The following is a 25,464-nucleotide window of genomic DNA, read 5'->3' as shown; positions in this document are numbered from 1 at the left end:
TATGTGACGGGTATAAAACTAAAGCGCCACAGAGGGCGCTTTAGTTTGGTTCCGGTCTTTGTCTTTCACTCTATCCCGCTGGTTCACGGGAGGGTTTCCCCCGACATCAACACCCCTCAGTCGAGCACATTAGGGGAGGTTCCGGCTTGTGTTGATAAGGTAAGTGTATGCCACCCCCGTCTATTTACCAGTCAATTGATGGTTTTTTAGCCGAAAAATTTTCCGCATCTTCATCCATTTTTTTGCGCGAGTGAACGTAAAGGATTACCGCCGGGGTTGTAATAACTGCGCGAAATTTGTTGCCAGATTGCGCATTGACGATAACGTTTGCGCATCGACTGGCTATTTCTTGTGCGTTATAAGAAGAAATGAGTAAAAAGCGGCAAAGTTCAGTTGAAAACCGGTACATGATCGCTAGATAATCGTTTGCTTTTTTTTACCACCCGTTTTTTATGCGCGGAGCTAAACGTTTGCTTTTTTGCGACACCCCTATTGACGCAAACCTGGCACAGGGAGAAAACGTTAAGCAGGCAGTGGATTGTCCAGCACGCATAATGACGAAAAATAAACTCTCAGGGGATGTTTTCTATGTCTACGCCTTCAGCGCGTACCGGCGGTTCACTCGACGCCTGGTTTAAAATTTCGCACCGTGGCAGTACCGTTCGACAGGAAGTCGTTGCCGGATTAACGACGTTTCTGGCGATGGTCTACTCTGTTATCGTGGTTCCGGGTATGCTGGGTAAAGCCGGTTTCCCGCCAGCCGCTGTATTTGTGGCAACCTGCCTGGTAGCCGGTGTCGGCTCTATTGTGATGGGCCTGTGGGCAAACCTGCCGCTGGCGATTGGTTGCGCCATTTCGTTAACGGCGTTTACCGCATTCAGTCTGGTGCTGGGGCAGCATATTAGCGTGCCTGTTGCGCTGGGCGCGGTGTTCCTGATGGGTGTTCTGTTTACCATCATTTCCGCGACAGGTATTCGTAGCTGGATCCTGCGCAATCTGCCACAGGGCGTTGCGCATGGTACCGGTATTGGTATCGGCCTGTTCCTGCTGCTGATTGCGGCAAACGGTGTTGGTCTGGTCATTAAGAACCCGCTGGATGGCCTGCCGGTTGCGCTGGGTGACTTCGATACCTTCCCGGTCATTATGTCGCTGATTGGTCTGGCGGTGATTATTGGCCTCGAAAAACTGAAAGTACCGGGTGGCATCCTGCTGACCATTATTGGTATTTCCGTCGTTGGCCTGATTTTCGACCCCGCAGTGCATTTTTCCGGTATCTTCGCCATGCCTTCTCTGAGTGATGCTGAAGGTAACTCTCTGATTGGCAGCCTGGACATTATGGGGGCGCTGAACCCTGTCGTTCTGCCGAGCGTGCTGGCGCTGGTTATGACTGCGGTCTTTGATGCGACCGGAACCATCCGCGCGGTTGCGGGTCAGGCGAATCTGCTGGATAAAGACGGTCAGATTATCGATGGCGGCAAAGCGTTAACGACGGACTCCCTGAGCAGCGTGTTCTCTGGTCTGGTAGGGGCAGCTCCGGCGGCGGTTTACATTGAATCTGCAGCGGGTACCGCGGCAGGGGGGAAAACCGGTCTGACGGCGATCACCGTAGGTGTTCTGTTCCTGCTGATCCTGTTCCTTTCCCCGCTCTCATACCTTGTTCCTGCTTACGCAACGGCACCGGCCCTGATGTATGTTGGTCTGCTGATGCTGAGCAACGTGGCGAAAATCGATTTTACCGACTTCGTCGATGCGATGGCGGGCCTGATTACCGCCGTCTTTATCGTGCTGACCTGTAATATCGTTACCGGTATTATGATCGGTTTTGCCACTCTGGTTATTGGCCGTATTGTTTCCGGCGAATGGCGCAAACTGAATATCGGAACGGTGGTGATTGCTGTGGCGCTGGTAGCATTCTATGCGGGCGGTTGGGCTATTTAATCCCGATACGCTCTTGATCCTGAAAACGGGTGGCTTTTGCCGCCCGTTTTTATTTTCAGAACACACTCGTTGTCTTTTGCGTTACTCTCGAGTAGATAGAATTGAGGCACGACGCCTCTCATCACTAATCATAAGAAACATCGCAAACAGGGAACGCATGGAAATCTTTTTTACCATACTCATCATGACCCTTGTGGTCTCGCTGTCGGGGGTATTTACTCGCGTATTGCCCTTCCAACTCCCTTTACCCCTTATGCAGATCGCCATCGGCGCGTTGCTGGCGTGGCCGACGTTTGGTTTGCATGTGGAATTTGACCCTGAACTGTTTTTGGTTCTGTTCATCCCGCCGTTGCTGTTTGCCGATGGCTGGAAGACGCCAACGCGGGAGTTCCTGGAGCATGGACGAGAGATCTTCGGTCTGGCACTGGCGCTTGTATTGGTTACGGTGGTCGGCATTGGTTTTATGATTTATTGGCTGGTGCCGGGGATTCCGCTGATCCCCGCTTTTGCGCTGGCCGCAGTGCTGTCGCCAACCGATGCCGTTGCCCTTTCTGGCATTGTCGGTGAGGGGCGTATACCGAAGAAAATCATGGGCATCCTGCAGGGCGAAGCGTTGATGAACGATGCGTCTGGCCTGGTATCGCTGAAATTTGCTGTGGCCGTGGCAATGGGAACGATGGTGTTTACCGTCGGCGGTGCGACGGTTGAGTTCTTCAAGGTAGCAATTGGCGGCATCCTGGCGGGTTTTGTCGTCAGCTGGTTATATGGACGCTCCCTGCGCTTTCTTAGCCGCTGGGGCGGTGATGAGCCGGCAACGCAAATCGTTCTGCTGTTCCTGCTGCCGTTTGCTTCTTATCTGATTGCCGAACACATCGGTGTTTCTGGGATCCTCGCGGCGGTCGCCGCCGGGATGACGATCACCCGTTCAGGCGTAATGCGTCGTGCGCCATTGGCAATGCGCTTACGTGCTAACAGCACCTGGGCAATGCTGGAGTTCGTCTTTAACGGCATGGTCTTCCTGCTGTTAGGGCTGCAATTACCGGGGATTCTGGAGTCTTCGCTGGTGGCGGCAGAAGCCGATCCGAACGTTGAAACCTGGATGCTGTTTACCGATATCGTGCTGATTTATGTGGCGCTGATGCTGGTGCGTTTTGGCTGGCTGTGGACGATGAAAAAATTCAGTCTGCGCTTCCTGAAGAAAAAGCCGATGGAGTTTGGCTCCTGGACAACGCGTGAAATCCTGATCGCCTCCTTTGCGGGGGTTCGCGGGGCGATTACGCTTGCCGGTGTGCTCTCCATCCCGCTGCTGTTGCCGGATGGTAGCGGCTTCCCGGCGCGCTACGAGTTAGTATTCCTTGCCGCGGGCGTGATCCTGTTCTCGCTGTTTGTCGGTGTGGTGATGCTACCGATTCTGCTGCAACACCTGGAAGTGGCGGATCACTCGCAGCAACTGAAAGAAGAGCGGATAGCCCGAGCTGCGACGGCGGAAGTTGCGATTGTCGCTATCCAGAAAATGGAAGAGCGTCTGGCGGCGGACAGCGAAGAGAATATTGATAATCAACTGCTGACCGAAGTGAGCTCTCGTGTAATCGGTAACCTGCGTCGTCGCGTTGATGGACGTAACGATGTGGAAAGCTCATTACAGGAAGAGAACCTCGAGCGACGTTTCCGCCTTGCGGCATTGCGTTCAGAACGAGCAGAGCTTTATCACCTGCGCGCCACGCGCGAAATCAGCAATGAAACGCTGCAAAAACTGCTGCACGATCTGGACTTGCTGGAAGCGTTGCTGATCGAAAATCAATAAACGGTTATGCCTGATGCGCTACGCTTATCAGGCCTACAAGACCGGCCTACCGATGTAGGCCGGATAAGGCGTTAAGCCGCATCCGGCACTTACGATTCTTGCGTTAGCCAAAACCCTTCGCAGCATGTCAGCCACGCCTGAGCACTGTGAGACAGATACACACCTTCGCGCCAAATCATGCCCAGTTGCCAGCGTAAATCGCTCTCCAGCGGGATCCAGCGCAGCGTCTGTTTGTCCAGCCGTTGGCAAATTGGCTCCGGTAAAATGGCGATACCGACCCCGGCTTGCACCATGGCCGCCAGAAAATCCCACTGCCCGCTACGTACCGCGATGCGGGGTTTTACATCGTGCTGGTTAAACAGTTCCAGTAACTGACGGCTCAGGGCGAAATCTTCGTTGTAGATAAGCAATGGGTGTTCCGCCAGCGCCTCGGGGGAAATGGATTCGCAGGTTGTCCACTGGCCCGAGCGCGGGACCAGCACGCAGAGCGGATGGCTGAAAAGCGGCAAAGTTGCCAGTCCACTCTCTTCCTCGACCGGAAGGGCCGTCATGGCGACATCCAAATCACCGCTCATGACTGCCTGCTGGACGGTTAAGCCACCAAACTCCGATATTTTAAGCTCAACGCCGGGATAACGCTGGCGAAACAGGCTGATGGGACCTGCCATCAACATACCGACCATTGGCGGGATACCAAGGCGCAATAGCCCTTTGTTCAGATGGTTAATGTCGCTAAGTTCGGCTTCAAGCTGGCGAAACTCGGCCAAAATCGCCAGACCGCGCTCAAAAACAACCTGTCCGGTATCGGTCAGCAACAGCCGTCGTCCGTCGCGGATTAACAGCGTGCAGTTCAGCTCGTCTTCAAGGTTCTTCAACATTTTGCTGATGGTGGGCTGGGTGACGAAAAGCTTCTCCGCTGCGCGGGTAAAGCTCTGCTGACGCACCACCTCAACAAAATATCGCAGCGTTCTGATATCCATGATTATTCCTTAAGACTATGCCTGCAATGAGTTTAATTCATTTCAGTCCTCGACGGGGGCTCTCTATACTAGCGCTCTCTATTTTTTAAGGACATACCCTCATGGCTGTGGCGATAAGCCGCGTGACGCCTGCTGTCATTCACCGACTCCAGATACCTGTCCAGGTACTGTTGTACGCAGGTTTATTTGTATTTGCTCAATATCTTGTCTCCTGGCTGCATTTACCGCTTCCCGCCAATCTGGTTGGGATGGTGCTGATGTTGGCGCTGATTGTCTGTCGGATTATCCCGCTGAGCTGGATACGCGCCGGTGCCCGCTGGTTACTGGCTGAAATGCTGCTGTTTTTTGTTCCAGCGGTGGTGGCCGTCGTCAACTATACGCAACTGCTGTTGGTTGATGGCTGGCGTATTTTTGCCGTCATTGCGATAAGCACGCTGATGGTTCTCGGCGCAACCGCGTGGGTTGTGGATAAAGTGTATCGCTATGAAATGAGCAGGTTAACCCGTGAGTAACTTCCAGCTAAGCGTGCTGTGTCTGGTGATTACGCTGGGGATCTATTTTGCCAACAAGCGTCTGTATCGCCGTTTTCGCAAATTGCCGCTGATGCCGCTGGTTCTCACGCCAGCGTTACTGGTGCTGATGCTGGTCTTCGGACATATCTCCTGGCAGAACTATATCGGTGAATCGCACTGGCTGCTGTGGCTATTAGGTCCCGCGACCATTGCCTTCGCAGTTCCGGTTTACGATAACCTCGCGGTGATTAAGCGTCACTGGATGTCGTTGACGGCGGGGGTGATCACGGCAACGCTGGTGGCTGTCACCAGTTCCGTGTGGCTGGCGCGTCTGTTTATGCTGCCTGATGAGATCCAACGTAGCCTGGCGGTGCGTTCCGTCACCACGCCTTTTGCGCTGGCAGCGGCAGAACCCTTGGGTGGGCAGCCAGATCTGGTGGCGTTGTTTGTGGTGGTGACCGGTGTATTCGGTATGGCGGTCGGCGATGTGTTGTTTTTACGGCTTTCCATCCGTGAAGGTATGGCCAAAGGGGCAGGGTTTGGCGCAGCATCGCACGGTGCAGGTACGGCTCGCTCGTATGAGCTTGGTCAGCAGGAAGGCGTAGTGGCTAGCTTGGTGATGATGCTGTCCGGTGTGGTGATGGTGCTGGTAGCGCCGCTAGTGGCGAGAGTGATGTTCTGAGGTTCGGTGATATCCCCCGGCCCGAAAGCCGGAGGATAAGTGAGATTAATGCGCGCGGCCTTGTTCTACGCCGTACCCGGTCTGGGAACGGATGAACTGAGCACGGAACTGCTCGCGTTCGCGATTGCCTTCTTCTGAGTTATCCGTGGCAGAGAAAAACCAAATCCCGAGGAACGCAACGCTTATCGAGAACAGCGCCGGATATTCATACGGGAAAATGGCTTTTTCGTGACCGAGGATCTGGACCCAAATCGTCGGGCCAAGAATCATCAGCACCACCGCCGTCAGCAGACCTAACCAGCCGCCCAGCATCGCGCCACGCGTGGTCAGTCTTGACCAGTACATGGAGAGCAGAATGATGGGGAAGTTGCAGCTGGCCGCGATAGCAAACGCCAGGCCTACCATGAAGGCGATGTTCTGGTTCTCAAACAGCACGCCGAGCAGAATAGCAATCACGCCCAACACCAGTACGGTGATTTTCGAGACTCTCAGCTCTTCACGTTCGGTCGCGCCTTTACGGAATACGTTGGCGTACAGATCGTGCGACACCGCCGATGCGCCCGCCAGCGTCAGGCCTGCAACTACCGCCAGGATAGTGGCAAAGGCTACTGCTGAGATAAAGCCGAGGAACAGATTACCGCCCACCGCGTTAGCCAGATGCACCGCCGCCATGTTGTTACCACCGATCAACGCACCTGCAGCGTCTTTGTACGCCGGATTAGCCCCTACCAGCATGATGGCACCAAAGCCGATGATAAAGGTCAGGATATAGAAATAACCCATAAAACCGGTCGCATAGAACACGCTCTTACGCGCTTCGCGGGCATCGCTGACCGTGAAGAAGCGCATCAGGATGTGCGGCAAGCCTGCCGTACCGAACATCAGACCGAGGCCTAACGACAGCGCGGATATCGGATCTTTAACCAGCCCGCCCGGGCTCATGATTGCGGAGCCTTTCGGGTGTACCGCCATTGCTTCAGTGAACAGATTGTTGAAGCTGAAGCCGACGTGCTTCATCACCATAAAGGCCATAAAGCTGGCGCCGAACAGCAGCAATACAGCTTTGATAATCTGTACCCAGGTGGTTGCCAGCATGCCGCCGAACAGCACGTACATCATCATCAGCACGCCAACCAGTACGACAGCGATGTGATAGTTCAGACCAAACAGCAGCTCAATTAGTTTACCTGCGCCGACCATCTGGGCGATCAGATACAGTGCGACCACCACCAGTGAACCACAGGCCGACAGAATACGGATGGGGCCTTGCTTCAGGCGATAAGAGGCCACGTCGGCAAAGGTGTAGCGACCGAGGTTACGCAGACGTTCAGCAATCAGGAACAGAATGATCGGCCAGCCGACGAGGAAGCCGAGTGAATAGATCAGCCCGTCATAACCCGAGGTAAACACCAGCGCGGAAATCCCGAGGAACGATGCCGCCGACATATAGTCGCCCGCAATCGCCAGCCCGTTCTGGAAACCAGTGATGTTACCGCCAGCGGTGTAGTAGTCATTCCGCGAACGTACGCGCTTAGACGCCCAGTAGGTAATGCCGAGCGTAAAGATGACGAAAATCAGGAACATAACAATCGCCTGCCAGTTGGTTGGCTGGCGTTGGACTGCACCACTAATAGCATCCGCCGCGTTTGCGGCGAAGGGCAGCGTGGCGGCAAGCGCCGTCAGGACTCTCTTCATGATGCTTTAACCTCGTGCAAAACCGCATTGTTCAGGCGATCGAATTCACCATTTGCCCGCCAGATATAGATCCCGGTCAGGATAAAGGAAATAAGGATCACGCCGACGCCAATCGGGATACCTCGGGTGACGCTGGTTCCCGCATGCAGTGGGGTACCCAGCCAGCCAGGTGCAAAAGCAATCAGTAAAATAAAACTGATATATACTGCCAGCATGATGATGGACAGAATGGTGGCAAACCGTTGCCGTTTTTCAACTAACTCCCTGAAACGCGCACTGTCTTCTATCCGCTGATAAATATTGTCATTCATCACAGAGCTCTCCAGAGGTCCCCTTCGTCTTTCGCGCAGCAGGCATGACCTGACTGCTGTCGCAGCCCTGCAACGCGAAATCCTTTGGGGGAGGTTTTTTATATTTCCCTCCCGGATGAAGAGAGGGTAGGGTCAGATTTGTAGGCCGGATAAGGCGCTTTCGCGTCTTATCCGGCATTTTCAGGACTTTGTTATGATGGCATCGCGATGGCCTGCTTCTCTTCGAGCAGTTTCTCTACCACGCCAGGATCGGCGAGGGTCGAGGTGTCGCCCAGATTGCTGGTATCGCCCGCCGCGATTTTACGCAGAATGCGGCGCATGATTTTGCCGGAGCGGGTTTTCGGCAGTGAGTCGGTCCAGTGCAGCACGTCTGGCGTTGCCAGCGGGCCAATTTCTTTACGCACCCAGTTGCGAACCTCGGCGTACAACTCAGGTGACGGCTCTTCGCCGTGATTCAGCGTGACGTAGGCGTAAATGGCCTGGCCTTTAATACTATGTGGAATGCCGACCACGGCGGCTTCGGCAATCTTCGGATGCGATACCAGCGCCGACTCGATTTCTGCTGTACCCAGGCGGTGACCTGAGACGTTCAGCACGTCATCCACGCGTCCGGTTATCCAGTAATAACCATCTTCATCACGGCGTGCGCCGTCGCCGCTGAAGTACATATTCTTGAAGGTAGAGAAGTAGGTTTGCTCAAAGCGTTCGTGATCGCCAAACAGCGTTCTCGCCTGACCTGGCCAGGAGTCGGTGATCACCAGGTTGCCTTCGGTCGCACCTTCCAGCGGATTGCCCTCGTTATCAACGATGGCCGGTTGTACGCCAAAGAATGGACGCGTTGCCGAACCCGCTTTCAGCTCGGTTGCACCCGGCAGTGGGGTGATCATGAACCCGCCGGTTTCGGTCTGCCACCAGGTATCGACGACCGGGCATTTTTCATTACCGATCTTCTTCCAGTACCACTCCCATGCTTCCGGGTTAATCGGCTCGCCAACGGAACCCAGTATACGTAGCGATGAACGGTTAGTGCCTTCAATCGCCTTATCACCTTCTGCCATCAGGGCGCGGATAGCCGTTGGCGCAGTATAGAGGATTGTGACCTGGTGCTTGTCCACGACCTGTGACATACGCGCCGGGGTCGGCCAGTTAGGTACGCCTTCAAACATCAGCGTGGTGGCACCGCAGGCCAGCGGACCGTATAGCAGGTAGCTGTGGCCGGTAACCCAACCCACATCAGCGGTACACCAGTAGATATCGTCCTGATGGTAATCAAACACATACTTAAAGGTGGTTGCCGCGTAAACCAGATATCCACCCGTGGTGTGCAGCACGCCTTTTGGCTTACCGGTTGAACCAGAGGTATACAGGATAAACAGCGGATCTTCTGCGTTCATCTCTGCCGGCTGATGTTCCGGGCTCGCTTTCTCGATAAGATCGGACCACCACAGGTCACGGCCTTCCTTCCAGTCCGTTTTTCCACCGGTACGTTTGAGAACGACCACATGCTCAACGGTTTTCACGTTTGGATTTTTCAGCGCATCATCAACGTTCTTTTTCAGCGGGATACTGCGTCCGGCACGTACGCCTTCATCGGCGGTGATCACCAGACGTGAGTTGGAATCGATAATACGTCCGGCCACGGCTTCTGGTGAGAAACCGCCAAAGATGACCGAATGTACCGCGCCAATACGGGCGCAGGCCAGCATGGCAACCGCGGCTTCCGGGACCATTGGCATATAAATAGCCACGACATCGCCTTTTTTAATTCCCAAGTCCAGCAGGGTATTAGCAAAACGGCAGACATCGCGATGCAGTTCGCGATAGGTAATGTTTTTACTCTGGGTAGCATCATCGCCTTCCCAGATAATGGCGATGCGATCGCCGTTTTCCTGTAGGTGGCGATCGAGGCAGTTTGCTGCCAGATTCAGCGTGCCGTCTTCGTACCATTTAATGGATACGTTGCCAGGGACAAAAGAGGTGTTCTTTACCTGGCTGTACGGCGTGATCCAATCAAGAATTTTTCCCTGCTCGCCCCAAAATGTGTCGGGATCGGTAATGGACTGTTGGTATTTCGCTTCGTACTGCTCCGGGTTTATCAGGCAACGGTCCGCAATATTTGCGGGAATAGCGTGTTTGTGTATTTGGCTCATGGCTTTTGTTCTCCTTGTAGGATGTTAATAATATGTCGCACAAACGTTAAATGTAGGGGCTTTGCGAGTTTTGTTTAGTATTTGGGCGGCAGATCACGCAATAACCGAATTGTGCAAATTAGCGGCAAACTGAATTTTGAAGAGAACTAGCAAAAATTGATTAAACCTCGCGATAACATGCGGTTATATAGTGAGTTTTGAAAAGGTGATCTGTGTCGGGTATAGACAAAAGAGTGAGGGGTTAGAGGGGGTGAATAACTCTAAAGTGGTATTTTACATACACTTACAATTGATTAAAAACAACATTTCTTGCGTGGTTTCTTGTTACAAATAGGGTGGAGCAATGTCATGACAGTATTGTGTGGTTGCTGTTATGGAAAACAATAAAAGAACCGCCATTGCAGATAATGGCGACATCTGGATGAGACCCCTATGGCAAGGACAAAATCACGCGTACGCCGTTTCTTCAGCCTGATATTACCGTTTTTATTTATTACTGCCGTTCACGCTGAGCAAACCTCTGTACCCGCAAAGACCGTCACCGTTGAAGCGAAGAATGAAACCTTCGCCCCTCAGCATCCCGATCAATACCTCTCCTGGAAAGCCACGTCTGAACAGTCAGCCCGTGAAGATGCGCTGGCAGAAGACCCTCGTCTGGTGATCCTGTGGGCGGGATATCCTTTCTCCCGCGATTACAACAAACCGCGTGGACACGCGTATGCGGTTACCGATGTGCGTGAAACGTTACGTACCGGTGCGCCAAAAACGGCTGAAGATGGTCCGTTGCCGATGGCCTGCTGGAGCTGTAAAAGCCCGGATGTGGCGCGTCTGATCCAGAAAGACGGTGAAGATGGATACTTCCACGGTAAATGGGCGCGTGGCGGCCCGGAAATTGTGAACAACCTCGGCTGTGCTGACTGCCATAACACGGCATCAGCAGATTTCGCGAAAGGGAAACCGGAACTGACGCTGTCGCGTCCTTATGCCGAGCGTGCGATGGAAACCATCGGCAAACCGTTTGAAAAAGCCAGCCGCTTTGATCAGCAATCCATGGTCTGCGGTCAGTGCCACGTGGAGTACTACTTCGACGGTAAGAACAAAGCCGTTAAGTTCCCATGGGATGACGGTATGAAAGTCGAGAACATGGAGAAATACTACGACAACATAGCTTTCTCTGACTGGACCAACTCTCTGTCTAAAACCCCAATGCTGAAAGCGCAGCACCCGGAGTATGAAACCTGGAGTGCGGGCATTCACGGTAAGAACAACGTGACCTGTATCGATTGTCACATGCCGAAAGTGCAGAACGCAGAAGGCAAGATCTACACCGACCATAAAATTGGTAACCCGTTCGACAACTTCCCACAGACTTGCGCCAACTGCCACACCCAGGACAAAGCGTCCCTGCAAAAAGTGGTTGCTGAGCGTAAGCAAGCGATTCATGACCTGAAAATCAAAGTTGAAGATCAACTGGTACATGCGCACTTCGAAGCGAAGGCTGCGTGGGATGCGGGTGCGACGGAAGCGGAAATGAAGCCGATTCTGGAAGACATTCGCCACGCACAATGGCGCTGGGATCTGTCGATTGCTTCTCACGGTATCCATATGCACGCACCGGAAGAAGGTCTGCGGATGCTGGGTAGCGCGATGGATAAAGCCGCTGATGCACGTACCAAACTGGTCCGTCTGCTGGCGACCAAAGGCATCACGCATGAAATCCCACTGCCGGATATCTCTACCAAAGAGAAAGCCCAGCAGGCGATTGGTCTGAACATGCAGCAAATTAACGCTGAGAAGCAGGACTTCATCAAAACGGTGATTCCGCAATGGGAAGATCAGGCGCGTAAAAACGGTCTGTTAAGCCAATAACCCCATTCCGCCTCGCAAGGGGCGGATAACTCAACGGAGTGAATATGAGCGTATTACGTTCGTTATTAACTGCTGGGGTGCTGGCGTCAGGTCTGTTCTGGAGCCTGAGCGGGATAACCGCCACGCCAACCCCGCAGGAGTCAGATCAACGCTGGACGGTCACCCAACAGCGTAATCCGGATGCGGCGTGCCTCGATTGTCACAAGCCGGATACCGAAGGCATGCATGGTAAACATGCAGAAGTCATCAACCCAAATAATAAACTGCCGGTTACCTGCACCAACTGTCACGGCCAGCCATCGCCAAACCACCGTGAAGGGGTGAAGGATGTGATGCGCTTTAACGAGCCGATGTACAACGTGGAGCAGCAGAACAGCGTCTGTATGTCCTGTCACCTGCCTGAGCAGTTGCAAAAAGCGTTCTGGCCGCACGATGTTCACGTGACGAAAGTAGCGTGCGCCAGCTGTCACTCACTGCATCCGAAGCAAGACACGATGCAGACGCTAAGCGATAAAGGACGGATCAAGATTTGCGTCGATTGCCACAGCGATCAGCGTAACAATCCAAACTTTAACCCGGCGTCTATTCCCTTGCTTAAGGAGCATCCATGAGTTGCTCTCGTCGCCAGTTTATCACCGGTGTCGGCGCGCTGGTGGCTGTTAGCGGGACGGCGGGACGCGTCGTAGCGAAGACGTTAAACATTAATGGCGTGCGTTACGGCATGGTACATGATGAGTCATTATGCATCGGCTGTACCGCGTGCATGGATGCCTGTCGGGAAGTTAACAGCGTGCCGGAAGGCGTCTCGCGTCTGACGATCATTCGCAGTGAACCGCTGGGGACGTTTCCCGATGTGAAGTATCGTTTCTTCCGTCACTCGTGCCAGCACTGCGATCACGCGCCCTGCGTTGACGTCTGCCCGACGGGGGCATCGTATCGCGATGCCGCCAGCGGCATTGTGGATGTGAATCCGGACCTTTGCGTTGGCTGCCAGTACTGCATCGCCGCGTGTCCTTATCGCGTGCGCTTTATTCATCCGGTCAGCAAAACGGCGGATAAATGCGATTTTTGCCGCAAAACCAACCTGAAAGCGGGCAAGCAGCCCGCCTGCGTGGAGTCATGTCCGACGAAAGCGCTGACGTTTGGTAATCTGGACGACCCCAACAGCGAAATCTCGCGGTTGTTGCACCAGAAAAATACCTACCGTTACAAGCTGGCGCTGGGCACGAAACCGAAGGTCTACCGCGTTCCCTTTAAATATGGGGAGGTGAGCCAATGACACCCGCTTCTGCATTTCATTTTGAATCACTGGTGTGGGACTGGCCCATTGCCATCTATCTGTTTCTGATAGGTATCTCTGCCGGGCTGGTGACGCTGTCGGTATTGTTACGACGGCTGCACCCGGAAGCGGGCGGTGCCGACAGCACGTTACTGCGTACCACGCTGGTACTGGGACCGGGAGCCATTATTCTTGGTCTGCTGATCCTGGTATTCCACCTGACGCGTCCATGGACTTTCTGGAAGCTGATGTTCCACTACAGCTTCACGTCAGTGATGTCGATGGGGGTCATGCTGTTTCAATTGTACATGGTGGTGTTGGTGCTGTGGTTGGCAAAAATCTTTGAAAAAGAGGTGATTGCCCTACAACAGCGCTTCATTCCACGCCTGAGCATTGTGCCGAAACTGCTGGCGTTGATCGCACCGTTCCACCGGATGCTTGAAACGGTGATGCTGGTGCTGGCGGTACTGCTCGGGGCGTACACCGGGTTCTTGCTGTCGGCGTTGAAATCCTACCCGTTCCTGAATAACCCGATCCTGCCGGTGCTGTTCCTGTTCTCGGGGATCTCCTCCGGCGCTGCAGTGGCGTTAATCGCCATGGCATTACGCCATCGTAGTAACCCACACAGCACGGAAGCGCACTTTGTCCACCGTATGGAAACGCCGGTGGTGTGGCTGGAAATCTTCCTGCTGGCGGCTTTCTTTGTCGGGCTGGCGCTGGGTGATGACGGCAAAATGCGCGCGCTGGCTGCTGCCTTGGGCGGTGGGTTCTGGACCTGGTGGTTCTGGCTGGGTGTGGCAGGGCTTGGACTGATCCTCCCGATGCTGTTGAAACCGTGGGCGAATCGTAGCTCAACGTTTCATGGCGTACTGGCGGTATGTGGCGCCAGCCTGACTGGTGTTTTACTGCTGCGTTTCTTTATTTTGTATGCAGGACAGCTAACCGTTGCGTAAGGTGATATCTGGACGTCTTCCTTCCTGAAGCCGGTTTTCTGGCTCTGTTGTTAAGTTTCGGGGTCAACGTGTTGACCCCGCTTGCCGCGCTGGTTGGGCTCCGCCGGCGCTGGCAGGGTGTGATGCAGCTGGCCTGCGTGGGTACGTGGGCGCAATTTACGCTACAGCTGATCGCCTTTGCCATTCTGATCTTCTGTTTTATGACCAGCGACTTCTCGGTAGTCTATGTTGCTCAGCATAGCTATAGCCTGCTGCCGTGGGGACTAAAACTGGCGGCGGTGTGGGGCGGTCATGAAGGATCTCTGCTGCTGTGGGTGCTGTTTCTTTCCGGCTGGAGTGCGCTGTTCGCTTTACGCTATCGACGTGAGTCTGATGCGCTGTTCCCGCTGACGCTCAGCGTCCTGTCAATGATGTTGGCCTTACTGCTGCTGTTTGTCGTGGTGTGGTCCGATCCGTTCGTACGCATCTTCCCGCCAGCCATTGAAGGACGCGATCTTAATCCGATGCTGCAGCATCTTGGGCTCATCCTCCACCCCCCGCTGCTCTATCTGGGTTACGGTGGATTGATGGTGGCGGCTGGGGTTGCGCTGGCTTCGTTGCTGCGTGGCGGCTTTAGCGCAGAAACTGCATGGGTCTGCTGGCGCTGGGCTTTACCCGGCTGGTGTGCGTTGACGCTGGGCATCATCCTCGGCTCCTGGTGGGCGTACTGCGAGCTGGGTTGGGGCGGCTGGTGGTTCTGGGACCCGGTGGAAAACGCCTCCTTATTACCCTGGCTTTCTGCCAGCGCATTGCTGCATAGTTTGTATGTCTCACGCCAGCGCGGGCTCTTCCGTCACTGGTCGCTGCTGCTGGCCATCGTCACATTGATTTTATCTCTATTGGGGACGTTGATTGTGCGTTCCGGCATCCTGGTGTCTGTTCATGCTTTCGCGCTGGATAATGTCCGCGCCGCGCCGCTGTTTGCACTATTTACCGTCTTAAGCCTGGCATCGCTCGGGCTGTACGCCTGGCGGGCACCGGATGGTCGCCAGACTGCGCGTTTCGGCGGCTGGTCGCGTGAGATGCTCATTCTGGTCGCGTTATTACTTTTTTGCGCGGTGCTACTGATCGTGCTGATCGGCACGCTCTATCCCATGATTTACGGTCTGTTTGGCTGGGGACGGCTCTCGGTTGGGGCACCGTATTTTAACCGCGCCACGTTGCCGTTTGGGTTATTGATGCTGGCGGTCATCGTTATCGCAACCATCAGAAGCTGGAAAGGATCGCTACGAAGCCAGCTTCCGGCCCTGTTAGCGCATAGTGGGGTACTGGTTTTCGCGGCGGGGATCGTTTTTTCCAGCGGCAGTCGCCAGGAGATTAGCCTGAACCTGAGTCCGGGCCAGCAGGTTGAACTGGCGGGTTACATTTTCCGTTTTGAGCGTCTCGACCTGGAAGCCAAAGGTAATTACACCAGTGAAAAAGCGCAGATCACGCTGTGGCACAATGAGAAACGTATTGGCAGCCTGCAACCTGAAAGGCGCTTCTATGCCGCGCGTCGTCAACAGATGATGGAACCGGGTATCCGCTGGAACCTGCTGCATGACTGGTACGCGGTAATAGGCGAAAAAACCGGACCAGACCGTTATGCCATGCGCTTGTACGTGCAGACCGGCGTGCGCTGGATTTGGGGGGGAGGACTGCTGATGGTATTTGGTGCGCTGCTCAGCGGCTGGCGGGGAAGAAAGCGCCCTGAGTTATTGCCTGATGGCGCTGCGCTTATCAGGCCTACGAGTGAAAAGCCTGGTAGGCCGGATAAGGCGTTCACGCCGCCATCCGGCAAAACGATGTTACTTATGATCTTACTGATTTTTCTGCCTTTCATCACGCATGCCCAGGTTGTGGACACATGGACGTTTGCCAACCCGCAACAGCAGGAACAAGCGCTGTCTATTGCCAGCCAACTGCGCTGCCCGCAGTGTCAAAACCAAAATTTGCTGGAATCCAATGCGCCGGTAGCGGTCAGTATGCGCCATCAGGTTTATAGCATGGTGGCTGAAGGGAAAAGCGAAGCCGAGATAACGACGTGGATGACCGAGCGTTACGGTGATTTCGTTCGTTATAACCCCCCACTGAATGAGCAAACGCTGCTGCTATGGGCGCTACCATGTGTGTTATTGCTGCTGGTGGGCGTGGCGATTTGGCGAGTGAGATCGCGCCAGCGTACCGAGGAGGACGAGCGATGAGTCAGCCCGAACGCGTCGTGGCACCGTTCCGCCCGATGCCGGTGAAACGGCTGGTTGCCGCGGTCGCGATCATGGTGATTGCCTGCATTGGAGGCTACCTGTTGACGCCAAAATGGCAGGCTGTCCGTCAGGAGCAGACGCGACTGGCGGACCCTTTACATGCTTTCTCCGAAGAAAATATTCAGGAAAAACAGTTGCTTTTGCTGCAATCGCAGATTCGCGCCAATCCACAGGACAGCGTGAAATGGGCGCAACTCGGGGAGTACTATCTTTGGCAAAACGCGTATCATAATGCGCTGCTGGCCTACGAGCAGGCGCTGCGTGTCGGCGGTGAAAATGCTGAGATCTATTCAGCGATGGCAACGGTATTGTATTACCAGGCCGGGCAACATATGACGCCGCCCACTCGCGAGATGATTGATAAGGCTCTGGCGCTGGACCCGGCAGAAGTCACCGCGCTGATGCTGTTAGCCTCAGATGCGTTTATGCAGGCAGACTACGCCCAGGCTATTTCAGTGTGGCAAAAGGTTATGGATTTAAACTCGCCGAGAGTGAACCGGGCACAGCTCATTGACTCTATTAATATGGCGAAGTTGTTGCAGAATCGGCAAAAATAAATTTGTTTTTTTTGTGATTTGTATCATTTTGCCTGTTTAAAAAACAGGCAAACGAACAAGTGGGCAAAAAAAACTCACGTCATGACTTCTTCATTTTTGAACATATTAAAATTCTTTTATAACAAAAAGTTATTCATCATTAGCGCGACAAAATTGCATTTTTATGCATAAATTCAGCCAAAAGCCCTGTTCTTAGAGGGTTGCGCGGAATGCCATGCAGATGATAATGATAATAAGCGTTAAAAAACTCCATAAACGAACGCAACACAAATCATACCCTTTCAGTATGTACTATTCCCACACACCGCATGTGGAATAGCGCTCCATCGAGGAAGTCCGTTGTTATGAAAAATTTGAAAGTCAGCCTGGCATGGCAGATTCTAATCGCCATGGTGCTGGGTATTCTGCTAGGGAGTTACCTGCACTACCATAGTGACAGCCGTGAATGGCTGGTATTAAACCTGTTGCAACCGGCGGGCGATATCTTTATCCATCTGATCAAAATGATCGTTGTGCCCATTGTCATCTCTACGCTGGTTGTCGGTATCGCCGGGGTGGGGGATGCAAAACAGCTGGGCCGCATTGGCGCCAAAACTATTCTCTATTTCGAAGTGATCACCACCGTGGCGATTATCCTTGGGATCACGCTGGCGAATGTGTTCCAGCCGGGTTCCGGGATTGATATGTCGCAACTGGCGACCGTGGATATTTCGAAATATCAAAGCACGACTGCAGAAGTACAGAGCCACGCGCATGGTCTGATGGGCACGATTTTGTCACTGGTGCCGACCAACATCGTTGCGTCGATGGCGAAAGGTGACATGCTGCCGATTATCTTCTTCTCGGTGCTGTTCGGTTTAGGTCTGTCTTCTCTGCCTGCCACGCACCGTGAACCGCTGGTTACCGTGTTCCGCTCGATCTCCGAAACCATGTTTAAAGTGACCCACATGGTCATGCGTTATGCGCCGGTCGGTGTTTTCGCGCTGATCGCCGTCACGGTCGCAAATTTTGGCTTTGCCTCCCTGTGGCCGCTGGCGAAGCTGGTGCTGTTGGTGCATTTTGCCATCCTGTTCTTTGCACTAGTGGTGCTGGGTATCGTGGCGCGTGTCTGTGGTCTGAGCATCTGGATCTTAATCCGTATCCTGAAAGACGAACTGATTCTGGCCTACTCTACCGCCAGTTCTGAGAGCGTACTGCCACGTATTATTGAGAAGATGGAAGCCTACGGCGCACCGGCATCAATCACCAGTTTCGTGGTGCCGACCGGCTATTCATTCAACCTGGATGGTTCGACGTTGTACCAGAGTATCGCGGCTATCTTTATTGCCCAGCTGTACGGTATTGACCTGTCGTTGTGGCAGGAAATCGTGCTGGTACTGACGCTGATGGTAACCTCGAAAGGGATTGCAGGCGTGCCGGGCGTGTCGTTTGTGGTGCTGTTGGCGACGCTGGGCAGTGTGGGTATCCCACTGGAAGGTCTGGCATTTATCGCCGGTGTTGACCGTATTCTCGATATGGCGCGTACCGCGCTGAACGTGGTGGGTAACGCGCTGGCGGTACTGGTAATCGCCAAGTGGGAACACAAGTTTGACCGTAAGAAAGCGCTGGCCTATGAGCGCGAAGTATTGGGTAAATTTGATAAGACCGCGCAGTAATCAATGACCGATTGCCGGATGGCGCTACGTTCATCCGGCAATGCAAACCATTACCCGTTGGTTAACTTATCAAACTCTTCGCAGCCGGTATCGAATCCTTCCGTACAGCTCAGATTCAGCCAGTGCAGTGCTTTCTGTTTATTCTTCACGATAAAACCCTGCTCACCGTTTAAGAACATCATCCCGGCCCAGTATTCGGAATAACCGGTGCGGGAAATGGCTGAGCTACGTTTGAAATACCACGTCGCTTTCTCATCGTCTGCGGGAATACCCACACCGTTGGCGTAAATCAGCCCAAGCAGCATTTGCGCGTCGACGGCGGAGTCGTTTTCCAGGTCCTCGGAGGCGTTTTGCAGCAAGGTAATGGCTTTGGGGTAATCGGTGTGTCCAGCCTGAGTGTTGACCAGAATACGCGCCAGCGTAATTTCCCCGGTCTTACTGCCTGCCTGGGTCGCTTTTTCTGCCAGCGTTTTGGCCTCGGGGTAATCCAGACTGACCGGATTGGTAATCTTAATCTGTGCCAGCAATGCGTAAGCATCGGCATCACCATTGTCGGCGGCTTTTTGCGCCCAATATTCCGCTTTACCCAAATCGCCTGAGCTAAACCAGGTATCAGCGAGGAAATATTGTGCGCGTCGGTCTCCGGACTCGGCGGCTTTCAAAAACTGACTACCGGGCTCTTCGGCATGGACAAAGCATGTCATTAACACCATCAAGGCGAAAAGTCGTTTCATCTTATATTTAGATTTAGTGTAGGGAATGAACAGTATAGAGAGATTATGTGCATAAAAAAACGGCCTCCGAATGGAGGCCGTCAGGGGAAGCTTAACCCATCGCGCTTTCGCGCAGGCTGGCTTTCAGCTTGGTGTACTCATCAATGACATACTGCTCGGCAGCGCGCTGATCGGCAATGCGTTCAACGTTTACAGCACAGTACTTGTACTCCGGCGTTTTGGTAATCGGGCTTAGGTTCTCGGTTACAAGTTCATTACATGCGCCAATCCACCACTGGTAGGTCATGTAAATCGCGCCTTTGTTTGGACGATCGCTGACTGCCGCACGGGTAATGACCCGGCCTTTACGCGAGTTCACCCACACCAGCTCTTCATCCTGGATGCCCAGGCGTTCTGCGTCGGCGGTGTTGATCTGGGCATAGCCCGGTTCATCCGCCAGCGCGGCCAGCGCCGCACAGTTACCGGTCATCGAACGGCAAGAGTAGTGGCCGACTTCACGCACCGTTGACAGTACCATTGGGTACTCTGGGGTGAGTTTGTCGATTGGCGCTACCCAGTCGCAGGTGAAGAACTGCGCCAGGCCGTTCGGGGTGTCAAACTTCTCTTTGAAGAGGTAAGACGTACCCTGGTCGGCATCTGAGGTGTCGCGGCAAGGCCACTGGATATAACCCAGTTCGCCCATCTTCTCGTAAGTGGCACCGTAGAAATCCGGGCACAGATGACGCAACTCGTCCCAGATTTCCTGGGTGTTGTTGTAGTGCATCGGGTAACCCATACGGGTGGCGATTTCACTGATAATCTGCCAGTCCGTTTTCAGATCCCACTTCGGCTCAACGGCTTTAAAGAAGCGCTGGAAGCCACGGTCAGCCGCGGAGAATACGCCTTCATGTTCGCCCCATGACGTAGACGGTAAAATAACGTCTGCGGCAGCAGCGGTTTTGGTCATGAAGATATCCTGCACGATAACCAGTTCCAGATCTTCGAAGCCTTTGCGCACTGCGGAAAGCTCAGCATCGGTCTGTAATGGATCTTCACCCATAATGTACGCCGCGCGTACTTCGCCATGCGCTGCACGATGCGGCAGTTCGCTGATGCGATAGCCGGTATGAGCAGGCAGACTTTCCACGCCCCAGGCTTTAGCGAACTTCTCGCGGTTAGCCGGATCTTTCACGTATTGATAGCCCGGATAGGTATCCGGCAGCGCGCCCATGTCACATGCGCCCTGAACGTTGTTCTGGCCACGAACCGGGTTAACGCCCACGCTCGGCTTACCGAGGTTGCCGGTTAGCATTGCGAGGCTGGTCAGAGAACGCACGGTTTCCACGCCCTGATAGAACTGGGTAACACCCATGCCCCACAGGATGGCCGCGCTTTTCGCCGAAGCATACATACGTGCAGCCTGACGGATATCCTGCGCGCTAACGCCAGTAATATCTTCGACGGACTCCGGCGTGTAGCCTTCGACAATCTTGCTGTACTCTTCGAATCCTTCCGTACGCGAGGCGACGAACGCCTGGTCGTACAGTTTTTCTTCGATGATGACATGACCCATAGCGTTAAGCAGCGCGATATTCGAGCCGTTTCTCAACGCGATGTGCATGTCAGCAATACGCGCAGTTTCAATTTTGCGCGGATCGCAGACGATAATTTTCGCCCCTTTACGTTTAGCGTTGATCACGTGATTCGCCACGATAGGGTGGGAATCCGCCGGGTTATACCCGAAGATGAACACTAAATCGGTGTCATCAATTTCATTGATGGCATTACTCATTGCGCCGTTACCGACCGATTGGTGCAGACCTGCAACCGAAGGGCCGTGTCAGACGCGAGCGCAGCAGTCAACGTTATTGGTACCAATAACGGCGCGCGCGAATTTTTGCATTACATAGTTGGTTTCGTTACCTGTACCGCGAGATGAACCGGTCGTCTGAATGGCGTCCGGGCCATACTTCGCTTTGATGGCGCTCAGGCGATCGGCGACGTAATTAAGCGCTTCATCCCAGGAAACGGATTCCAGTTTGCCGCCACGCTGGCGACGGATCATGGGGGTTTTCAGACGAGGGGTCAGGATCTGGGTATCATTGATAAAATCCCAGCCATAGTAGCCCTTCAGACACAGGGTACCCTGGTTGGTTTTCCCCTGCGCCGCTTCAGCCCGGACGATTTTGCCGTTATCGACCACCAGGTTGATTTTGCAACCTGATGCGCAATATGGGCAAACCGTGACGACTTTTTTCATCGGTCTCGCTCCAGTTAATCAAATCGCGCATACGCGCTTGTCGCTTTGCTTATGCATCTTTTATGCCATGTTTTTATCAGGGGCATTAGTCGATATTACGGGCGAATTTTGCGCAAAACCCTGACGAAAAACAGGCTGTCGTCATATTTGACGTGACGAAAGAAAAAGCCGTCTGACGTAAATCAGAGGGCGTGGGGAGAACATAGGGCGGATAAGGCGAAGCCGCCATCCGGCAATCTGTGCGCGATAGTCTGATGGCGCTGCGCTTATCAGGCCTTGTCGGACGTGGCCTGATAGCCGCGCCAAGGGATTTAATCAGCTGTAGACTTTGAATCACGCGCTGACTGTCCAGCATCAATAACGACATCTGCTCGGCGAGCACCATGCCACCATCATCTGGCAGCACGCCGTAGCCGATGGAATCCACTTTGCAGCTAAATGTTTTGCTGCTGTCGCCCATCAATCGCAGGGAGGCTGGCGTACCGGTCTGGATATTCTTTAATTCGGTTTCGCGGAAATTGGCAGTCACATACCAGTGGCGAGTATCAATCAGAGTAAAGATGGGGTTCATTGCGGAAGCGAATTGACCGATAGCGGTTTTTAACGAGACCACACGACCATCAAAGGGTGCGCGTACCGTGGCCATTTCCAGATGTAACTGGGTGAGTGCGATATCCGCCTGGACCGCCACGCGTTGGTCGACCAGAGTATCCACGCCGCTGACCGCAGCGGCGTGGATGCTGTGCCTGTAACAACACAGCGTTGAGATCGGCTTCGCTGGCCCGCTGCGCGGTGCGGGCGCGGTCAGCGTCTTCCGCTGAAACAAAGTCTTGGGACAGCAGCGGCTCGGTACGCTTCAGGGTATTGCTGGCCTGGTTTGCCGCCGCACGAGCTTTAGCAACCGTGGCTTCTACGGAACCGGCGGCAAGTTTCTGTGCGTCGACAGTACGTTGGGTTAACATAATCTGTTGATCGAGTGCGGTCAGCGCCACTATACGCCCGCTTACTTCCGGGACAACATCAATGGTGTCAGCTGCGGCGTAGGCGTCGCTGGCGGACGGGGAGTTATCCATACGCCAGATGACAAATATCATCACCACAAGTGTAAGAATAACCAGAGCCAGGGTAGGCACTTTGTTACGAGGAACTTTTTTCTGCGAGCTTTCCATGGGCGCATCTCAATGTGAGTTAAAAAAATACCAGCCAGAACAGCATGGAGTAGAGTGCAAAGAGGGTGGTATAAATAATCCCTGCGAATGGCAGAACGTTATATTTATGCAGCATGACCCGTCGGGTGATGAGCGTAAGAATAACGCCAGCGATCATGCAAAAAAACCAGTCAGGGTAATAAGCGCCAATAACAAGAAGAGCCGGGGCAGTGAGCATCCTGTAAGTAATGCGGCAAGCGAAAGCCAACCGCTTTTTTTTGTTGCATCACAATCCGGGATTTAACTATTTGCATATTAAAATACATCCTGTGTATTACGAACAATTTTCGGGGTGAATATAAAAATACCAGTATGGCTATTTTTATCGAGGAGAAAAATAGCTTTATTGCGCAACCGTATTCATAACTTATTCGATAGTTTTATTGCATTTCATTTTTTGGGTGAATGAAAAGTTCAGGGGGTAATTCCCCTGAACGTCGGTCATATTAATTGGGGGTGACAATATTTACCCACAGGTCAAATTGATCCAGACATGCGATAATTTCATCCAGCGTCGCCGCATTCCCGATGACTTTGACTTTTTTCGCTTTCACCAGGTCTGCCATCTTTGTTTCGCCAGTCAGCACGCGATGCAGATCGGCACGGCTCATATAGAACGAGGTATCCGCTTTTGGCAACAGTGTCTTACGGTAATTAAGCACGCTGTCATTGAGTGTCAGGTTCAGGTTATCACCTTCTGCCAGATTAAAGTTCAGGCTGATATCCTTACCTGCGGCTTTGTCGCTATCCAGGCGGACCGCCATATAGTCAAACAGCATTTCTACCGTCATGCCTTTAATGGTGTCACTGGAGTTTGAGGTGCCGTGGCTAAACTTATGTACTCCTTCACGCAGTTCTTTCGCACCGGTCAGGTAGAACCCGCGCCAGGTTGCGGACTCTGCCTGATAGCCCAACTGTTCAAAGGTATCCGCCTGTAGGTTTCTCGCGATCTGGTCGCCTGGATTAGCCGCGATTACCTGTTTGAGAAGCTCGGCGGCCCAGCGGTAATCCCCTTGTTTGTAGGCATCGCGTGCCAGCCCAATTGCATGTGTGGAGCCACCCAGCGCTTTCACGTAGCGTTTGCCCATTTCGACTTGTCCATAAGGATGGAGGTTCGCTGGGTTGCCGTCATAGTAGCCAAGATAGTAGTTATAAACGGCGCGGGCGTTGTGACTGACCGAGCCATAGTAACCGCGGCTGGCCCAGTTATTCGCCAGCGCAGGTGGGAGTTTTATCATGTCTCCCACTTCATTCAGCGTGTAACCCTGGTTGGCTAAATGTAGCGTTTGGTCGTGAATATACTTAATGGTGTCACGGTATTTATTAATATAATTATTAATATGATCATTACCCCATACCGGCCAGGTGTGCGGCATAAACAGGACTTCAGCCTGGCTTCCCCACGTATCAAGTGTTTCATTCAGATAGGATGACCACTTGCTAACATCACGGGTCTTCGCTCCGCGCAGAGTATAGAAGTTGTGCAGCGTATGAGTCGCATTCTCTGCGGTGCAGAGCGCTTTCAGTTTCGGAATATAGAAGTGCATTTCTGCTGGCGCTTCGCTGCCTGGCGCCATCAGAAAGTCGAATTCCAACCCATCAATCGTGAGTTTTTCACCTGTTTTGGTGATTGAGGTGGTCGGAGCGATAATGGTTGGATTACCTGGGGCAATCGTAACGCCCAAACCGTTGCCAACGTTACCTTGCGCATTGTGCGGCAGCAGCAGACCATAAGAATACAGCACCCGACGGTTCATAATATTGCCGGCCAGCACATTTTCGCTGATGGCCTCTTCCATAAACCCGGCTGGCGCGATGATTTGCACTTTGCCTGCTTTGACATCCTCTTCGCTGACGATGCCTTTGACACCACCAAAGTGATCGGTATGACTATGGGTATAGATGACTGCAACGATAGGTTTTTGCGGACGATGTTGGAAATAGAGATCTAAACTGTTTTTTGCTGACTCAGGGCTGACCAACGGATCCACGACGATGATGCCGGTATCACCTTCAATAAAGGTGATGTTTGAGATATCCTGGCTACGTACCTGATACATCCGGTCGGTGACTTTAAACAGCCCGGAAATGCCGTTGAGTTGTGACTGCCGCCAGAAGCTTGGGTTAACGGTATCGGGAGCGGGGGCATTGATGTCGAATTTATAATCTTCGGCGCGGTAAAACACTTTACCATCTGCATTTTTGAGTTCGCCATGGTTCAGTAGCGGCGCAATGAATCCGCGTTGTGCGTCAGCAAAATCCTGTTTATCACTAAAAGGTAACGATTTTATATATTGCTGATTTATTTGTTTGGTAAATGATGTTGCTTCTTTTGGGGAGGTGGTCGCGAATGCGGTATTCACTATAAAGCTTGTCGCGACTGAAATAGCAAAAAGCACCCTGTTTAAACGGAATGTTCCGGCGTTATTCATATAAATCTCCATTTTATAATTAACACTGTGAATTTATTATTTTGGCTAATGTCGTTGTTTTAATTTCATGCTTATCATAAGGACTAAATATTTATTTTTTGAATGTGATTATGTGAGCTGTGTTGTCATTTTTGTTAGGTATTAGTGCTTCATGGTTCGAATGGCGTTGGATTATTTAGTTAGC

18 protein-coding genes and 2 pseudogenes are annotated in these 25,464 nt (G+C 53.1%); 11 read left to right on the top strand and 9 right to left on the bottom strand.

What is annotated here, in order from left to right; translation table 11 throughout:
• Nucleotides 1-588 precede the first annotated feature (588 nt).
• Nucleotides 589-1,938 carry a guanine/hypoxanthine transporter GhxP gene (ghxP, locus tag HV261_RS00675; RefSeq protein WP_137381172.1) on the top strand — a complete coding sequence of 450 codons (1,350 nt, stop codon included), beginning with the start codon at nt 589-591 and terminating at the stop codon, nt 1,936-1,938.
• Nucleotides 1,939-2,095: 157 nt separating this feature from the next.
• Nucleotides 2,096-3,742, top strand: a complete 1,647-nt coding sequence (locus HV261_RS00670; RefSeq protein WP_040229801.1) for a Na+/H+ antiporter — start codon at nt 2,096-2,098, stop codon at nt 3,740-3,742.
• Nucleotides 3,743-3,831: 89 nt separating this feature from the next.
• Here the strand turns inward: HV261_RS00670 and HV261_RS00665 are convergent, their stop codons facing one another.
• Nucleotides 3,832-4,722: a LysR family transcriptional regulator gene (locus tag HV261_RS00665; RefSeq protein WP_005132605.1), complete on the bottom strand. Its 891-nt coding sequence runs from the start codon at nt 4,720-4,722 to the stop codon at nt 3,832-3,834.
• A gap of 101 nt (nt 4,723-4,823) precedes the next feature.
• Between HV261_RS00665 and HV261_RS00660 the strand changes: the two genes are divergently transcribed.
• Both HV261_RS00660 and HV261_RS00655 read left to right on the top strand, forming a co-directional pair.
• The gene (locus HV261_RS00660) at nt 4,824-5,234 is read left to right on the top strand and encodes a CidA/LrgA family protein (RefSeq protein WP_137381171.1); all 411 of its coding nucleotides are present in this window, start codon (nt 4,824-4,826) and stop codon (nt 5,232-5,234) included.
• Entirely contained in the window at nt 5,227-5,916 is a 690-nt protein-coding gene (locus tag HV261_RS00655) for an LrgB family protein (protein WP_137381170.1), read from the top strand. The genes HV261_RS00660 and HV261_RS00655 overlap by 8 nt, the downstream gene beginning before the upstream one ends.
• 45 nt (nt 5,917-5,961) lie before the next feature.
• Here HV261_RS00655 and actP read toward each other — a convergent pair whose 3' ends face one another.
• The 3 genes from actP to acs all read right to left on the bottom strand — a co-directional run bounded on the left by actP (nt 5,962) and on the right by acs (nt 10,072).
• Complete coding sequence (gene actP / locus HV261_RS00650) at nt 5,962-7,611, bottom strand: cation/acetate symporter ActP (RefSeq protein WP_043018092.1); 1,650 nt, start codon at nt 7,609-7,611, stop codon at nt 5,962-5,964.
• Nucleotides 7,608-7,922, bottom strand: coding sequence for a DUF485 domain-containing protein (locus HV261_RS00645; RefSeq protein WP_006688274.1), 315 nt, complete (start codon nt 7,920-7,922; stop codon nt 7,608-7,610). The genes actP and HV261_RS00645 overlap by 4 nt, the downstream gene beginning before the upstream one ends.
• Before the next feature lie 191 nt (nt 7,923-8,113).
• Nucleotides 8,114-10,072: an acetate--CoA ligase gene (acs, locus tag HV261_RS00640; protein ID WP_202037164.1), complete on the bottom strand. Its 1,959-nt coding sequence runs from the start codon at nt 10,070-10,072 to the stop codon at nt 8,114-8,116.
• A 432-nt stretch (nt 10,073-10,504) separates the two neighbouring features.
• On the opposite strand from acs, the gene nrfA reads away from it, so the two are divergent.
• The 7 genes from nrfA (at nt 10,505) to gltP (ending at nt 18,667) form a co-directional block, all read left to right on the top strand.
• On the top strand, nt 10,505-11,941 hold the full coding sequence (nrfA, locus tag HV261_RS00635; RefSeq protein ID WP_137381165.1) for an ammonia-forming nitrite reductase cytochrome c552 subunit: 1,437 nt from the start codon (nt 10,505-10,507) through the stop codon (nt 11,939-11,941).
• A gap of 44 nt (nt 11,942-11,985) precedes the next feature.
• The gene (gene nrfB / locus HV261_RS00630; protein ID WP_137381164.1) at nt 11,986-12,552 is read left to right on the top strand and encodes a cytochrome c nitrite reductase pentaheme subunit; all 567 of its coding nucleotides are present in this window, start codon (nt 11,986-11,988) and stop codon (nt 12,550-12,552) included.
• Nucleotides 12,549-13,220: a cytochrome c nitrite reductase Fe-S protein gene (nrfC, locus tag HV261_RS00625; RefSeq protein WP_202037163.1), complete on the top strand. Its 672-nt coding sequence runs from the start codon at nt 12,549-12,551 to the stop codon at nt 13,218-13,220. The genes nrfB and nrfC overlap by 4 nt, the downstream gene beginning before the upstream one ends.
• On the top strand, nt 13,217-14,173 hold the full coding sequence (gene nrfD / locus HV261_RS00620) for a cytochrome c nitrite reductase subunit NrfD (RefSeq protein WP_202037162.1): 957 nt from the start codon (nt 13,217-13,219) through the stop codon (nt 14,171-14,173). Before nrfC ends, nrfD begins: the two co-directional genes overlap by 4 nt.
• An 8-nt stretch (nt 14,174-14,181) precedes the next feature.
• Nucleotides 14,182-16,395, top strand: coding sequence for a heme lyase NrfEFG subunit NrfF (gene nrfF / locus HV261_RS00615; RefSeq protein WP_202039638.1), 2,214 nt, complete (start codon nt 14,182-14,184; stop codon nt 16,393-16,395).
• Nucleotides 16,392-17,012, top strand: a complete 621-nt coding sequence (nrfG, locus tag HV261_RS00610) for a heme lyase NrfEFG subunit NrfG (protein ID WP_202037161.1) — start codon at nt 16,392-16,394, stop codon at nt 17,010-17,012. The genes nrfF and nrfG overlap by 4 nt, the downstream gene beginning before the upstream one ends.
• A gap of 344 nt (nt 17,013-17,356) precedes the next feature.
• Complete coding sequence (gene gltP / locus HV261_RS00605; RefSeq protein WP_202037160.1) at nt 17,357-18,667, top strand: glutamate/aspartate:proton symporter GltP; 1,311 nt, start codon at nt 17,357-17,359, stop codon at nt 18,665-18,667.
• 50 nt (nt 18,668-18,717) lie between these two features.
• Here the strand turns inward: gltP and yjcO are convergent, their stop codons facing one another.
• The 5 genes and pseudogenes from yjcO to HV261_RS00580 all read right to left on the bottom strand — a co-directional run bounded on the left by yjcO (nt 18,718) and on the right by HV261_RS00580 (nt 25,280).
• A complete protein-coding gene (gene yjcO / locus HV261_RS00600; protein WP_148362562.1) occupies nt 18,718-19,401 on the bottom strand; it encodes a Sel1 family TPR-like repeat protein YjcO in 684 nt (227 codons plus the stop codon).
• Nucleotides 19,402-19,492: 91 nt separating this feature from the next.
• On the bottom strand, nt 19,493-21,640 hold the full coding sequence (gene fdhF, locus HV261_RS00595) for a formate dehydrogenase subunit alpha (RefSeq protein WP_137381156.1): 2,148 nt from the start codon (nt 21,638-21,640) through the stop codon (nt 19,493-19,495).
• Between the two features lie 376 nt (nt 21,641-22,016).
• A pseudogene (locus HV261_RS00590) lies at nt 22,017-22,809 on the bottom strand (HlyD family secretion protein); the annotation flags it as partial.
• A 19-nt stretch (nt 22,810-22,828) separates the two neighbouring features.
• Nucleotides 22,829-23,102, bottom strand: a pseudogene (locus HV261_RS00585) (YtcA family lipoprotein).
• A 192-nt stretch (nt 23,103-23,294) separates the two neighbouring features.
• On the bottom strand, nt 23,295-25,280 hold the full coding sequence (locus tag HV261_RS00580; protein ID WP_202037159.1) for an alkyl/aryl-sulfatase: 1,986 nt from the start codon (nt 25,278-25,280) through the stop codon (nt 23,295-23,297).
• Nucleotides 25,281-25,464 lie beyond the last annotated feature (184 nt).

The sequence above is a fragment of the Citrobacter sp. RHBSTW-00671 genome, assembly GCF_014103415.1.
Taxonomy (GTDB): Bacteria; Pseudomonadota; Gammaproteobacteria; order Enterobacterales; family Enterobacteriaceae; genus Citrobacter.
This window is presented reverse-complemented; position numbering and strand designations above follow the sequence as displayed.